Raw genomic sequence first — 13332 nt, 5'->3', positions numbered from 1 at the left:
GGATTGACGGGCGAAGAGAGGAAAGAAACGGGGGGATGGGAGCCGGCTAGGCGTTGGCCAGGGGGGCTGACTCCACCAGGGAAGGAGCCAGGCGCATCCCGGCAGACCCAGGGGGCACTTCGATCAACTGGGCCTGGCGGATCCTCGAGATCAGCCGGGTGGTGGTGACCCGGGTGGTGCCGATCAGTTCGCCGATGCGCTCGTGGGTGAGGCGGAAGGGCAGATCACACCAGGGGCCGCAGCGGCGTCCCATGCGGCGCACCAGCATGGCCAGCAGGGCATGGAGGCGCTGCTCCGCACTGCCGAGGTGGCGGATCCGCAGCAGCTGCAGGGTCCACTCGTTCACCGGGTCGAGCCCGGCCTCGGGGTCGAGGGCAGCGCTGCTGCTGAAACAGAGCGGCGTGAGGGCCTCCACGCAGGCGCCCTCGCTGCAGAGGCGTGAGGCGTCGAGCTGATCGCCGGCCTGCAGGAAGGCCAGGGTCATGCCCTCGGTTTCCTCACAGGGGCAGTACACCCGGGCCACACCGTCGAGCACTTCGATGCAGCCAATGCCGGCGCGGCGGGCCGGATCAAGCAGCACCGAGTGCCCGGCCGGCAGCCGCACAGCGCTGAGGGGCGTATCGGAGAGCAATCGGAAGGCCATTGCCTGAGGGGCCTAGTTGCGAATGACTCGCAACCTAAACAAGACCGGCGGATTTTGCAAGCGATTCTCAATAGCGAGTGGCAGCTGCGATTCAGGCCGCCCGCCCTCTGCAACAAAGCCGTGCCGTTTCCGGGCAGCGTCGCCAATCTGCGGAGGTATCCCGCCATTCACAGGGGATTGACCATCCATGCTCACCCGCACACCGCGTCTGCACCGCGGCCCCCTGGGCTTCCTGGCCCGCACCGGGCTCCTGGCCACGGTCGCTGTCGCCTCCACCTGGGCGATGGCCTCCGCAATGGGAAGCCCCGCGGCCCGGGCCGCCGAAGAAACCCTCCATTACCAGCTCGAGACCACCTGCACCGTTCGGGGCGGGGCACCCCTGCCCTGCACGGTGGAAGCCGTCGATGAAGCCAGTGGGGATGTCACCATCTACCGCCACACGATCGGCAAGAACGTCACCTCGATCCGGGTGACCGACGACCCGCTGACGATGAGCGTGATGGCCCCAGGCAGCCAGGACTGGGTGGACATCAGCTCCGCCGGTGCCCGCTTCTCCACCAACACGATCTGCTTCAACGACCGCGATCTCTGCGTGGTGAACCCCAACTACCTCAACAGCGTGCGCGAGGAGCGGCCCCAATCCACCGCCGGCCGTGACCTCGTGGTGGTGCTGTTCGACGACGACGGCCGCGTCAACCTCACCTGTTACGACGACGGCTGTGAGGGGGTGCTGGAATGAAAGGCCTACGTTCCGGCTTCGGTCTGCTGCTGGCCGGCGTCCTGGTGCTGCCCAGCCTGCCGGCAACAGCCAGCTTCGGTTCGCCGAGCCCGGCCCAGCTTGAGTCTGGGGCCAGTGGCGAGCTGATCGCCCGCAAAGGTGGCGGTGGTGGCCGCAAAGGTGGGGGCGGCCACAGAAGCGGCGGCCACAAAAGCGGGGGCCACCGCAGCGGAGGCAGCAAGCACCGTGCCTCCAAGGGACACGGCGGCTTCAGCTCCTCGGGCTCCAGCCTCAACCGCGGCTCCAGGAAGCCCAGTGGTGGCTGGAGCAAGAAGGCCAAGAGCAGCGGCGGCCCTTCCTTGAACCACGGCAAGAGCTCCAAGGCCAAGGGCAGCAAGGGCTCCGGCACCAACCGCAAGGCCAGCAACAACAACCGCGACCGCAACCGCGCCACCGCCAGCAACGACCGCAACCGCAACGGCAACCGCGATCGCAACGGCAATCGTGACCGCAACCGCGACAATCGCGACGACCGGCGGGATCAACGGGGCGACCGGGCGGAAAACAGGCGCGACTGGAAAGATGATCGCCGCGAGGATCGCTGGGACCGGCGCGACAACATCCGCGAGGACCGCTGGGACCGGCGCGACGACCGTTGGAACGACCGCTGGGATCGCCATCCCGGTTGGGCCCGGCCCGGCTGGGGTTACGCCCGGCCGTGGAACACAGGCTGGTATGGCGGCTGGTCCAGTCCCAGCTGGGGCTGGTGGGGCGCCAGTGCGGCGGCCTGGGGGGTGAGCACCCTGGCCACGGCAGCGATCATCAACTCCGCCGTGGACAACGCCGTGAGCAACCAGTCCACCTACATCGTGGTGCCCAACAGCGACTACCGGCTGCTGTACGGCACCGTGGAGCCCGTGGGTGATCAATCGGTCTCGTTCGAGGCGATCAGCGGCGACAACTCGATCACGATGCAGGCCGACTGCGACCGCGGCACCCTCAACGGCAGCACCCCCAACAGTGCCTCCGAAGCGGAACTGCTCAATGCCGCCTGCCAGGTGGCCTACGGGTCGGTCTGAGGTCATCGGCCGCCATCAACGCCTGCCCTCTCAACGAGGGCAGGTTTTTCATGCGACTGCATTCAGGGACGGCAACACCCAATGTGGCCAACTGCTAAGGCACAGCTCCCAGGCGCGGCCAACGGCAGAAGATGACCAGTAGGCCTTCACGGACAGGGAGTAACGACACCATGCCTTTTCGTGTCCCATCCCCCCGTCAGCTGCTTCCCGTCGCACTCACCGCAGCCACGGCGCTGACCTGGGCTCTGCTGCCGGCGCCGGCCCGATCGGAGGTGCTCTACACGCTCGAGACCCAGTGCAGCCTCAAGCAGGGGGCAGCCCAGGCCTGCACGGTGGAAGCCACGGAACAAGACGGCACCACCCTCTACCGCCACACCATCGGCGACCGCGTGGTGCTGATCCGGATCGAGGCTGAACCCAGCCGCATGAGCCTCTGGAATCCAAGCAACAACCTGTGGACCTATCTGACCTCCGCCGGAGCCCTGCTGTCCAGCAACACCGTCTGCTTCAACGGGATGGATCTCTGCGTGGTGAACCCCAACTACCTCAACAGCCTCGTGGAGGAGAAACCTGCGCTGTACGAAGGGCGGGATCTGGTGCGGGTCAAGTTCGGCATCGATGGCCGGGTCGACCTGAGCTGCTTTGACACCGCCTGCGCCGAGGTGAACTGATGAAACGGCCCCTTTCAGCCTTCGGCCTGCTGCTGGCCGCCGTGATGGCCCTGCCGGCCGCACCCTCCTTGGCGGCCTTCAGCTCAGCAGCCGAGGTCCAGGACTCCAGTGAGCTGCTGGCCCGCAAAGGTGGTGGTGGGCGACGGGGTGGCAGCCGCCATGGAGGCAGTCGCAAGCGCGCCTCATCCCGGGGCCACACCGGCTTCAAGCACTCCGGTTCAAAGATGAACCGCGGCTCCAAGCAGCCCAGGAGCGGCTGGAGCAAGTCATCGAAGAGCAAGCGCGGCCCCTCCATGGACCGCTCCAGCCGAAACAGCTCCAAACGCAACAGCAAACGCAACGGAAACAGAACCACAAACAGAAACACCAACCGCAACGTCAACCGCAATGCATCTAGAAACACAACCCGGAATGTGAACCGGAATGTGAACCGCAACAGCAACCGGACTGGCCATCGCGGCCGTGACTACAACCGCGCTGGCAACCGCGGCAGAGCCTATGACCGCGGCTACAACAGGGGCTACCGCCGGGGCTATAACCGAGCCAACAACAATTGGCGGCGCTACGACAGCCGCTATCGCTACAGGGGTGGCTGGGCCCGGCCGGGCTGGGGCTATGCCCGCCCTTGGAATTATGGATGGTATGGCGGTCGGTACAGCTCCAGCTGGGGCTGGTGGGGCGCCAGTGCGGCCACCTGGGGGATCACCACCCTGGCCACGGCAGCGATCATCAATTCAGCCGTGGATAACGCCGTATCCACCAAAACCGAAGTCATCGTGGTGCCAAACACCGACTACGAGCTCTACTACGGCTCGATTCAGCCCACCAATGACGATGATGTGACCTTCCTGGTCAAGGCCGACGACGGGGACTACCAGATCAGCGCCGATTGCAAGGCCGGCACCATTGATGGCCAGTCCCCCAGCAACGCCTCCGAAGCGGAGCTGCTCAATGCGGCCTGCCAGGTGGCCTTTGGCTCCGCGGAGGCCTGACGGCCGATGTGGCCGCAGGCACAGCTGCAATAGACCACCCGCCCCTGCCCCAAGGGCGGATGAGACAGTGGAGCGCCATGCCATCGACTTCGCGTGCGAGCCCCTTGCAGAGCCATGGCACCCATCCCCTTTTGCCTGGCAGCCGGCCTCTTAGTCGCCTCCACGATGGTGGGAGTGAGCGCGGCCCGGGCTGAGGAGATGGCCGACAGCCCTGAACCAGAACAGGCTCCCGACTGGTCGGGCACCCTCGAGATCTACGGCTTTACGCCACTGAGAACCACGGGCACCACCACCATCAACGGGTTCGAGAGCGATGTGGATCTCGATCTCGGCGACATCCTCTCCGCCCTGGACTGGGCCACCTTTGTGCGGGGAAGCGTGGAGCGGGGCCGCTGGGGCCTGCTCACGGATCTGAGCTACGTGAAGCTGGGCGCCCAGAACGGCAGAACGACCCCCCGGGGCCGCATCACCGCCAAGACAGACATCAGCTCAACCCAGGGGATCTACGACCTGGCCGTGCGCTATCGCTTCGGTGACCCCGAATCGGCCGTGGCCAAACCCGGCAGCTTCAGCCTGATCCCGTACATGGGGGTGCGGGTGATTGATGTGGGCCTCGATGTACGGGCCCAACTGCAGAGCAACGGGCCTGAGCAGATTGTGCTCGGCGCCGAGCGGTCGTTTGATCGCACCTGGGCCCAGCCCCTGGCGGGAATCCAGGGCACCTATTTCCTCTCGCCCAAGCTGCGGGCCTTTGCCCGGGCCGATATCGGCGGCTTCGATTTCAGCGGCGCCAAGAATGTGTCCGGCAATGCCCAGATCGGCCTGGGCTACGCGGTGGGAAACAACACCGATCTCACCCTGTCCTGGCGCTACCTGGGACTGCAGTATGGCAATGGCAACACCCCTGCCAGTGGATTCACCAGCTACCAGAATGGCATCGAGGCTGGCGTGAAGTTCTTCTTCTGAATCTGTTCAGCCGGCCCTGACCAGGTCCCGCTTCTGCCAGCGGAGAAACACGGTGGACATGATCACTGTGATCAACACGTAGCTGAGGATGGCCGGAATCAAGTCCGGCAGCACCTCGGGTGGCGCATAGGTGAAGGCCAGTTCCGCCGCCAGGCCCGTGTTGCGCATGCCACTCACCAGGGCAACCGTGCGCCGCTCCAGGGGATCCCGCCCTGCCAGGCCATAGCCGATCGCCAGGGAGAGCACGCTGAGGCCAGCCATGGCAGCCAGGCCAGCGAGGTTCTGCTGCAGGAATGGCAGCAGCTGGCGGGCGCTCAGCCCCAGCAGGGCGATCATCACCAACGCCAGCAGCAGGGTGGCCAGCTTGCCGAGCACCGCACTGCAGCGCTGAGCCAGGAGCGGCCGCCACTGGGCCAGGAGCACCCCGGCGATCACAGGCAGCACCTGCACCTTCAGCACCTGCACCGCCACGGCGATCGGGCTCACCTCCCAACCGCTCACTGGCCAGCCACTCTGGCCCGCACTGGCCTTGAACACGATGGCCAGCAGCGGAATGGACACGGTGGCCAGCAGCGCCGCAGCGATCTGCAGGCGTGCCGCCAGCTCTGCGGTACCGCCACTACTACGCACCCGGAAGAGAATGAGTGGAGCGCTGGGGCAGGCCAGCATCAGGGCCATGGCCACCCAGGCCGGCCGTGAGAACAGGGCTTGCAGGGGCAGCAGCACCAGCGCCAGGCCGGCCAGGGGCACCAGCAGGCAGGTGCCGAGCAGCACCCGCCAGAGGAAGCCGGGCCGATCCCTGAGCAGCACGAAGGGATAGTCCTTCAGGCCCAGGCCGAGGCTGAGCATGAGCGTCACGATCGTGGCCGTGACCAGAAGGCCTGCGGATTGGGGCATGGGAGTTAGATCGCCACAGAGCCAGTGACCAACAGCGCGAAGGCGGCAATGCCGATGATCGTGAGGGCAATGGCCGTGAACGTGGTGATCGAGCGCTGATCCACATACACGAAGTCGTCGCGTCGAATCAATCTGAGCGTGTGCAGGTGCTGCCGGGTGGCAGCGGCCATCGCCAGGATGCCGGTGAGCACGAAGCCCATCGCCACCAGCCGCACACTCAGGCCGGCATGGCCACTGCCTTCGAAGCGGCTTCTGTTGATCGCCCCGATGATCTTGTCGAGGCCGAAACCGAAGCTGATCAGCGAGAGGCAGGTACGAATCCAGGCCATCATCGTGCGCTCCGCCGCCGCTCGGTTGCGCTCCTTGGCCAGTTCGTTGTTGAGGTTTCCCATCGTGGTTGGAGCCCGTTAACCCGGAGAGGTTGGTGTGCTGGGGATACCCCCAATGGCCTTTGCCGATGCAACCTCCTGGCTGGAGAGGGCATCTTCTAGTTTCTGCTCGGCCTCCACTTCCCGGGCCAGGAAGACATTCAGGAAGGTGCGGATCACGGCCACCACCGCCAGCTGAATCAGATTTTCGTTGGAGGGGGCAGTGGTGGTGGCCACGATGTCGGCAGCGAGCTGGAACTCCAGCGCCAGCGAGAGCCAGCTGCCGAAGGTGAGCCGCAGGCTGTTGAACGGGCGGGGATGACGACGGCGGTAGCCCCCTCGGCGCCTCAAGCGCAGGGCCTGGCCCAGGGTCACCGCCAGCCCCAGCGCCACCGTCACCACCGATAGACCTTCCAGCAACAGCCGCAGGCCACCGGACAGACCCTCCAGGGCGGACTCCAGCAGCGCCTGCTCCATTGCTCAGGCCCCTGCCACGCACCGGAAGCCAAGATGACAGGTGGAGGTGTCGATGCCCTGGGCCATGCGGGCCGCTGGCCGGTAGCGGCGGCAGTAGCTGGGGGCGCACAGGAACGAGCCGCCCTTCACCACCTTGCGGGGAATCGAGCCGTGCTGGGAGGTGATGTCGATGCTGGCCTCACGGCCCAGGCCGCGGGGATTCTCGATCGTGCAGCAACCGCCCGCGGCCTTGTGGGCCGACACCAGGGCGGCATGGTCGCCGTACCAGTCGTCGGTCCACTCCCACACGTTGCCGATCATGTCAAGCAAGCCGTAGCCGTTGGGCGGAAACGAGCCCACCGGCGAGGTGCGCTCAAAGCCGTCAAGGTGGCTGTTGTAGTGGGGGAAGGCGCCCTGGAAGGTGTTGGCCATGGGGCGTCCACCGGGGTGGAGCTCATCGCCCCAGGCGAATTCCCAGCCCTCCTGGCCGCCTCGGGCGGCGCGCTCCCACTGGGCTTCGCTGGGCAGGGCCTTACCGGCCCAGGCGGCGTAGGCGAGGGCATCGGCATGGGCGATGTGTACCACCGGGTGGTGGTCGCGGCCCTTGATCGAGCTGCCGGGGCCCTCGGGGTGGCGCCAGCTGGCGCCGGCCACGTACTGCCACCAGCGGTAGGGATCGCCTGTGCTGATCGGGCCCGGAGGCGGCACGAACACGATCGAGGCGGGGGCCAGCAGCTCCGGGAGCGCGTCGGGGTAGTCGGCGGGATCGGCGGGTCGCTCGGCCTCGGTGGTGTGGCCCGTGGCCTTCACGAACTTGAGGAACTGGGCATTGGTGACCGGCGCCCGATCAATCCAGAAGCCCTCCACCTGCACCCGGTGGGCCGGGGCCTCCTCGGGGTAATGGGCATCGGAGCCCATGGTGAAGCTGCCCGCGGGGATCCACACCATCTGCCGCGCCGGCGGCCGGCCGGGCGAGCCCTGAGGAGCGGGTGCGGGCAGCGTGTCGGCAGTGGAAGGGGCCAAGCGGGAGCAGGGGCACTGCCCGCAGTGTGGGAACCGGAGCCGCGGAAGGCAACGCCCCAGGGGTGACCATGGAGCGACAGCGCTTCCGCACGCCGCAGACCATGCTGGACACTCTGCTTCAGCTGACACGTCGTCGCCTGCCAGCCGCAGCGGTGGCCTTCGCCATGGGCCTGGCCACGGTCCTCAGCCTGGGGCCAGGCCTGACCATGGAGGCTACCGCCGCTCTGGATCTCGGCGAGAGCAGCAGAGGCGATGGGCCGCCCCCGCTGGCCAGCAAACAGTGGTGGGATCTGGACCGAGCCAGATCCTGCGGCCGGCTGAAGTGCAGCCAGGTGGTGAATCCCCACATTCCCCTCGGCCCCGGTGAACCGAAGATCACAGTGGCGGTGCTGGCCAGCGACGCCGAAGGGGGAGCGGCGGCGGCAGCGGCGCGGGTGGAGGCGCGGGCGACGGCCGTGGCGACCAGCTTGAAGCGGATCGCCTCCCTGCGGGAGAACCAGGTGGAGCCCGGTTCGGTCCCATCGAGCCGGCGGGGGGGAGGGTTCTGGCTGGACCGCCGCGGCAAGCCTCGCCATCCACTCACCCCCTCGCTGGCGGTGGGCGTTCAGAACCGCAGCCCGGTGATCTATCTCCCCGCTGACGAAGACAGGAACACGCCGCAGGTCACCCTGGTGACCCTGACCGGGCCCGACAGCATCGCCAACGGGCTGGACCGCCAGGCCCTCGCCCAGCAGTGGAAGGCGATCTTCGAGCGCACCCTGAGCGAAGCGCTCTGGGGGGCCAGTTTCGATCGGCACTTCCCCTGGGCCCGCTGGAGCGGTGCCCTGCTCACCCTGGTGCTCGGGTCGCTGGGCGTTGGGCTCAGTACCCGGGCCCTGGGGCAGCTGCGCCGGATCAGCCACAGCTGCGCCCAGGCCATGGAGGAGCTGAAATCGGCGCTGCCTGAGGTGGGACAGGACCTGCAGCTGCGCAGGCTGCAGGGGCTCGAGCAACGCCAGCGGCGCTCCCGCTTCCGCCTGAAGATCCTGCAGGTGGTACGCATCGCCCTGGCGGTGATGGCGGTCACGATCACCCTGTTCATCTTCCCGGAAACACGCCTGGCGGCGATGGCACTGCTGCAGCAATCGGCAGGGATTCCACTGATCTGGATCGGGGTGATCCTGCTGGAAGGGCTGCTGATCTGGGCCGTGATGCGGCGTCTGAATCGCTGGGCCGAAGAAGCCCAGATGGCCCAGCCCAATTCCCTGCGCCCCCAGATCCGCCTGGAGACCAATGCCCGGGTGATCCGGGGCGGCATCGTGATCGGCACCACACTCCTGGGCCTGTATTTCACGGTGCTGCTGTTCGGGATCAACCCCGAGGTGCTGGCTGGGGCAGGGATCGTGGCCGTGGCGGTGGGCTTTCTGGCCCGCGGCCTGGTGGAAGACCTGATCGGCGGCGTGCGCATCCTGGCCACAGACCGCTTTGCCATCGGTGATTCGATCGCCGTGAACGGCCACAGCGGCCTTGTGGAGGAAATGAACCTGGTGCAGACGCAACTGCGAGGGGCTCAGGGGGAGGTGATCACCATCCCCAACGGCATGATCCGGGTGAGCGAGAACCGCAGCAAGGAATGGTCGCGGATCAACTTCGAGATCGACATCGCCTGGGATAGTGATCTGGAGCAGGCCTGCGCGGTGCTGGAAGGGGTGGCCTGCGCGCTTGCGGAGGACCCGGCCTGGCAAGAGCAGATCCTCGAGCAGCCCTCCTTGCTGGGAGTGGACCGGCTCGACCAGAGCGGCGTGCGGCTCAAGCTCTGGATCCGCACCCTGCCCTTGAAGCAATGGGGAGTGGCCCGCGAATTGCGCCGGCGGCTCAAGGGAGCCTTTGATGCGGCGGGCATCGAGCCGGGCAGACCGCAGCAGGTGCTGCGGCGCCCGTGATGGCGTTGTCCCCCCGCTGGGGGGACCAACTCAGGAATGCCCTGTGGTGCTGAGCATCTTCTCCATCACCTCCTCCAGTGAGAAACTGGCCGCCTTCTGACGGGGCGGGAACTCCTGGAAGGTGGCCAGGAAGCGGGCCACGTAGGTCTGGGCAGGCACCAGCATGAAGGCGTGGTCGAGCATCCAGTCCCAGTAGGTGTTGGAGGTGATGTCGGCCCGTTCGTAGGGGTCGGTCTTGAGGTTGAAGATCTTCGGCACCCGCAGGGCCGTGAAGGGTTCCGCCCACACTTGGAGGGTGCCGGTGGCCCGCTGCTCCATGAACACCATCTTCCAGTTGTCGTAGCGCAGACCGGTGAGGTCGCCGTCATCGGAGAAGTAGAAGAACTCCACCCGGGGACTCTTCTCGGTTTTGCCCGTCCAGTAGTCGAGCATGTTGTAGCCGTCGAGATGCACGTGGTAGTGGCGGCTGCCGGCCTGGTATCCGGCCTTGAGCTTCTCCTTGACCTCGGGCTCCCCGGCGGCGGCCACCAGGGTGGGTAGCCAGTCGAGATGGCTCACGATCTCGGTGAACAGGGTGCCGGGCGCAATTTTGCCCGGCCAGCGCACCAGGGCGGGCACGCGGTAGGCCCCTTCCCAGTTGGAGTTCTTCTCGTTGCGGAAGGGAGTCATGCCGGCGTCAGGCCAGCTGTTCATGTGGGGCCCGTTGTCGGTGCTGTACATCACGATCGTGTCATCGGTGACGCCCAGCTCGTCGAGCAGGTTGAGCATCTCGCCGATGCATTCGTCGTGATAGATCATCACGTCGTGGTATTCCGACTGCCAGCGACCGCTGCGGCCCAGATCCTGGGGTCGGGCATGGGTGCGGAAGTGCATGTGGGTGGTGTTGAACCACACGAAGAAGGGCTCACCGGAAGCCACCGCATCACGGATGAAGCGCTTGGCCTCCTTCAGGAACTCCTCGTCGCAGGTTTCCATCCGCTTCTTGGTCAGCGGGCCGGTGTCCTCGATCCGTTGGCTGCCGTCAGGGTTGGCCCAGGAGTGCAGCACCCCCCGGGGGCCGAAATTCTTGCGGAAGTCGGGCAGCTCCTCCGCCGTGGGGTAGTCGCGCAGTTCCGGCTCCTCCTCGGCGTTGAGGTGGTAGAGGTTGCCGAAGAACTCGTCGAAGCCCTGGTTGGTGGGCAGGTGCTCGTCGCGGTCGCCGAAGTGGTTCTTGCCGAACTGGCCGGTGCGGTAGCCCAGCGGCTTCAGCAGCGAGGCGATGGTGGGATCCTCGGTGCTGTAGCCGAGCTCGGCGCCGGGCAGGCCCACCTTGCTGAGGCCGGTGCGGAACACGCTCTGCCCGGAGATGAAGGCCGCCCGGCCGGCGGTGCAGCTCTGCTCGGCGTAGTAGTGGATGAAGCGGCCGCCCTCGTTGGCGACGCGGTCGATGTTGGGGGTGTGGTAGCCCATCAGCCCATCGCTGTAGCAGCTGAGGTTGCTCTGGCCGATGTCGTCGCCCCAGAGGATGAGGATGTTGGGTTGGCCGTTCGGCATGGTGGGTTGGTGCTTGAACCTGCCCTGCATTCTGCGCGCTGCAGCCCCAGGGCTCATGAGCCGTTGCGGTTCTCAAACCCGCGCCAGCAGGCCCTTCTGCCAGCGCAGAAAGGGAGCCGACAGCAGCACGGTGACCAGCAGGTAAGCCAGCACGGCCAGCTTGATGGCGGGCATCCCAGCCCCGTAGGTGGTGGCAAACACCAGGGCCAGGCCGGGATTGCGCATCGAGGTGACCAGAGCCACGGTGAGGCTCTCCCCGGGCGCTGGACCAGCAGCCAGGGAACCGATCACGAGCGCCGTGGCCACCATGACCGCCATGAAACCCAGGGCCGGCAGGTTGGCCCCCACGAAGGGCAGCAACGCAGGGCCAACCCTGATCAGCACCACCAGCACCAGCAGGAGGAACAGACCATTGGCCAGCTTGTTGAGGGGCCCCTCCAGCCGCTCCACCAGGCCCCGCCGCCAACGCCGCAGCAGCAGTCCGGCCAGCAGGGGCAGCACCTGGGCCAGGCTCACCTGCATGGCCACCTGCCTGGGGCCGATGTCCCAGCCCTCGATGCCGAACGAGGCCCGAAACAGATCGGCCAGCAGGGGAATCGACACAATCGCCGCCACCGCCGCGCAGGCCTGCAGCACTGCCGCCAGCTGGTGATCGCCCCCCTGCTTTCCTGCCTTGCGCAAGGTGAGCGGTGCACTCGGCGAGATGGCCATCAGGGCGATGCCGAAGCGCACTGGCGGCGAGAGGGCGGCGCTCAGCGGCAGCTTCAACAGCACCAGCGCCACCAGCGGCACCAGCGGCACCAGCACACAGGAGCCGATCAGCACCCGCAGCACCAAGGCGGGTCGGCGGCGGATCTGCCCCAGGGCCTGGGGCTGCAGGCCAAGCCCCAGGGCAAACATGATCGCGAACAGGGTGAGCCCGGGGAGGGCGGCCGCGAGCTGGGCCAAGGAAGGGAGTCTTGAGCAGGACCTGAACCTATGACCGCCGGCCCAGGCGCGACTGCGTCAGGGGCACTCAGCCTCCAGAGGTCGGGCTGGATGATCGGCAAACACCCGGGCCCAGTCGTCGCGCATCGACACCACCATCCAGCCCCTCCGGGGCGCTTCCTTGAGGGCCCGATCGAGGCGGCCAATGGACGATGGGCTGTCGTAGGCCACCTCCCGCTCCGGGTCGTCGTGGTGCACGATCAGCCCCAGGCTCGCCCCAGGCTGGCTGGTGGTCCACTCCAGCATTTCGAAGTCGCCATCGGAATTGCCGAAGGCGGCAATGGGCTGACGGCCGATCACCTGCTCGATCATCACGGGCTTGATGGCCCCGTCATTGATCAGCTGCACTTCCGCCTGGCGGACGATGGTCGGCAGCCCGTCCTGGAGGGCATAGCGGCTGGCCACGAACGAACCGATCACCTGCTCGGGGGGAATGCCGTAGAGCTCCTCGCTCACGACCCGAACGAACTCCACGCCACCAGCGGAGACGATGTAGGTCTGGAAACCGTGGCTCCTCAGGTAGTCGAGCAACTCCCGCATCGGCTGGTAGGTGAGCGAGCGATAGGAACGCTTCCAGGTGGGATGGCAGGCGCTGGCGAACCAGTTGCCGACCAGCTCCCGGAACGCCTCGGCATCCATACCCGCATGGGTGAGGGCCACCAGCTCCAGCAGCTCTGGGATGCCCATGCTGGGCATTGCTTCTCCGTGACGTGCCGCAGCGGCCGCAGCGAGCACCGGATGGGCGGCCAGCTCAGGTTGCTGACTCACCAGCGTGCGGGCTCGATCGATGGCGAAGGCCAGCTGCACATACATCGGTTGCTCCGCCCAGAGCGTGCCGTCGTTGTCAAACACGGCGATGCGCTCCACCGGCGCCACGTAGTCAGGGCCACCCGGTGTCGTCACCGCCGCCACGAACTGAAGGATGCGCTGGCGCGCAGCGCCCTCGTTCCAGGAGGGCAGGGGTTGGATCTGGGCCGCAGCTGGAACAGCCGGCAGCCAGTACAGCGGGGCCAGCAGCAGGCCTGAAACCAGGGAACGCCACATCCTTCGTGATCTCAGCAGGGCTGGCGCCCATGA

The 13332-nt window shown here is 66.8% G+C and carries 14 protein-coding genes; 6 read left to right on the top strand and 8 right to left on the bottom strand.

Features of this window, described 5'->3' with window-relative positions; all coding sequences use genetic code 11:
• Window positions 1–46: 46 nt before the first annotated feature.
• Window positions 47–643, bottom strand: coding sequence for a Crp/Fnr family transcriptional regulator (locus CyaNS01_RS04415; protein ID WP_186699171.1), 597 nt, complete (start codon window positions 641–643; stop codon window positions 47–49).
• Between the two features lie 187 nt (window positions 644–830).
• Here CyaNS01_RS04415 and CyaNS01_RS04410 point away from each other — a divergent pair, with 187 nt between their 5' ends.
• The 5 genes from CyaNS01_RS04410 (at window position 831) to CyaNS01_RS04390 (ending at window position 5069) form a co-directional block, all read left to right on the top strand.
• A complete protein-coding gene (locus CyaNS01_RS04410; protein ID WP_186699169.1) occupies window positions 831–1382 on the top strand; it encodes a hypothetical protein in 552 nt (183 codons plus the stop codon).
• On the top strand, window positions 1379–2440 hold the full coding sequence (locus CyaNS01_RS04405; protein WP_186699167.1) for a hypothetical protein: 1062 nt from the start codon (window positions 1379–1381) through the stop codon (window positions 2438–2440). The genes CyaNS01_RS04410 and CyaNS01_RS04405 overlap by 4 nt, the downstream gene beginning before the upstream one ends.
• Window positions 2441–2610: 170 nt before the next feature.
• Window positions 2611–3111 carry a hypothetical protein gene (locus CyaNS01_RS04400; protein WP_186699165.1) on the top strand — a complete coding sequence of 167 codons (501 nt, stop codon included), beginning with the start codon at window positions 2611–2613 and terminating at the stop codon, window positions 3109–3111.
• The gene (locus CyaNS01_RS04395; protein WP_186699163.1) at window positions 3111–4103 is read left to right on the top strand and encodes a hypothetical protein; all 993 of its coding nucleotides are present in this window, start codon (window positions 3111–3113) and stop codon (window positions 4101–4103) included. Before CyaNS01_RS04400 ends, CyaNS01_RS04395 begins: the two co-directional genes overlap by 1 nt.
• A gap of 198 nt (window positions 4104–4301) precedes the next feature.
• Window positions 4302–5069 carry a hypothetical protein gene (locus CyaNS01_RS04390; RefSeq protein ID WP_225875798.1) on the top strand — a complete coding sequence of 256 codons (768 nt, stop codon included), beginning with the start codon at window positions 4302–4304 and terminating at the stop codon, window positions 5067–5069.
• Window positions 5070–5075: 6 nt separating this feature from the next.
• On the opposite strand, the gene CyaNS01_RS04385 is transcribed toward CyaNS01_RS04390, so the two are convergent.
• Genes CyaNS01_RS04385 through CyaNS01_RS04370 form a run of 4 tightly spaced genes read right to left on the bottom strand, consistent with a single transcriptional unit; the run spans window position 5076 to window position 7738 of the window.
• Complete coding sequence (locus CyaNS01_RS04385) at window positions 5076–5966, bottom strand: bile acid:sodium symporter family protein (RefSeq protein ID WP_186699161.1); 891 nt, start codon at window positions 5964–5966, stop codon at window positions 5076–5078.
• Between the two features lie 5 nt (window positions 5967–5971).
• Entirely contained in the window at window positions 5972–6358 is a 387-nt protein-coding gene (locus CyaNS01_RS04380; RefSeq protein WP_186699159.1) for a YidH family protein, read from the bottom strand.
• 15 nt (window positions 6359–6373) lie between these two features.
• Entirely contained in the window at window positions 6374–6811 is a 438-nt protein-coding gene (locus CyaNS01_RS04375; RefSeq protein ID WP_186699157.1) for a DUF1622 domain-containing protein, read from the bottom strand.
• Window positions 6812–6814: 3 nt separating this feature from the next.
• A complete protein-coding gene (locus CyaNS01_RS04370) occupies window positions 6815–7738 on the bottom strand; it encodes a formylglycine-generating enzyme family protein (protein ID WP_186700242.1) in 924 nt (307 codons plus the stop codon).
• Between the two features lie 143 nt (window positions 7739–7881).
• On the opposite strand from CyaNS01_RS04370, the gene CyaNS01_RS04365 reads away from it, so the two are divergent.
• Window positions 7882–9735 carry a mechanosensitive ion channel family protein gene (locus CyaNS01_RS04365; RefSeq protein WP_186699155.1) on the top strand — a complete coding sequence of 618 codons (1854 nt, stop codon included), beginning with the start codon at window positions 7882–7884 and terminating at the stop codon, window positions 9733–9735.
• Window positions 9736–9765: 30 nt separating this feature from the next.
• On the opposite strand, the gene CyaNS01_RS04360 is transcribed toward CyaNS01_RS04365, so the two are convergent.
• From CyaNS01_RS04360 to CyaNS01_RS04350, 3 genes are all read right to left on the bottom strand, one after another.
• Complete coding sequence (locus CyaNS01_RS04360; RefSeq protein ID WP_186699153.1) at window positions 9766–11268, bottom strand: arylsulfatase; 1503 nt, start codon at window positions 11266–11268, stop codon at window positions 9766–9768.
• Window positions 11269–11340: 72 nt separating this feature from the next.
• A complete protein-coding gene (locus CyaNS01_RS04355; protein WP_225875796.1) occupies window positions 11341–12216 on the bottom strand; it encodes a bile acid:sodium symporter in 876 nt (291 codons plus the stop codon).
• A gap of 57 nt (window positions 12217–12273) precedes the next feature.
• Window positions 12274–13299, bottom strand: a complete 1026-nt coding sequence (locus CyaNS01_RS04350; protein ID WP_186699152.1) for an HAD family phosphatase — start codon at window positions 13297–13299, stop codon at window positions 12274–12276.
• Between the last annotated feature and the right edge of the window lie 33 nt (window positions 13300–13332).

Source organism: Cyanobium sp. NS01 (assembly GCF_014280235.1).
Lineage (GTDB): Bacteria > Cyanobacteriota > Cyanobacteriia > PCC-6307 > Cyanobiaceae > NIES-981.
This window is presented reverse-complemented; position numbering and strand designations above follow the sequence as displayed.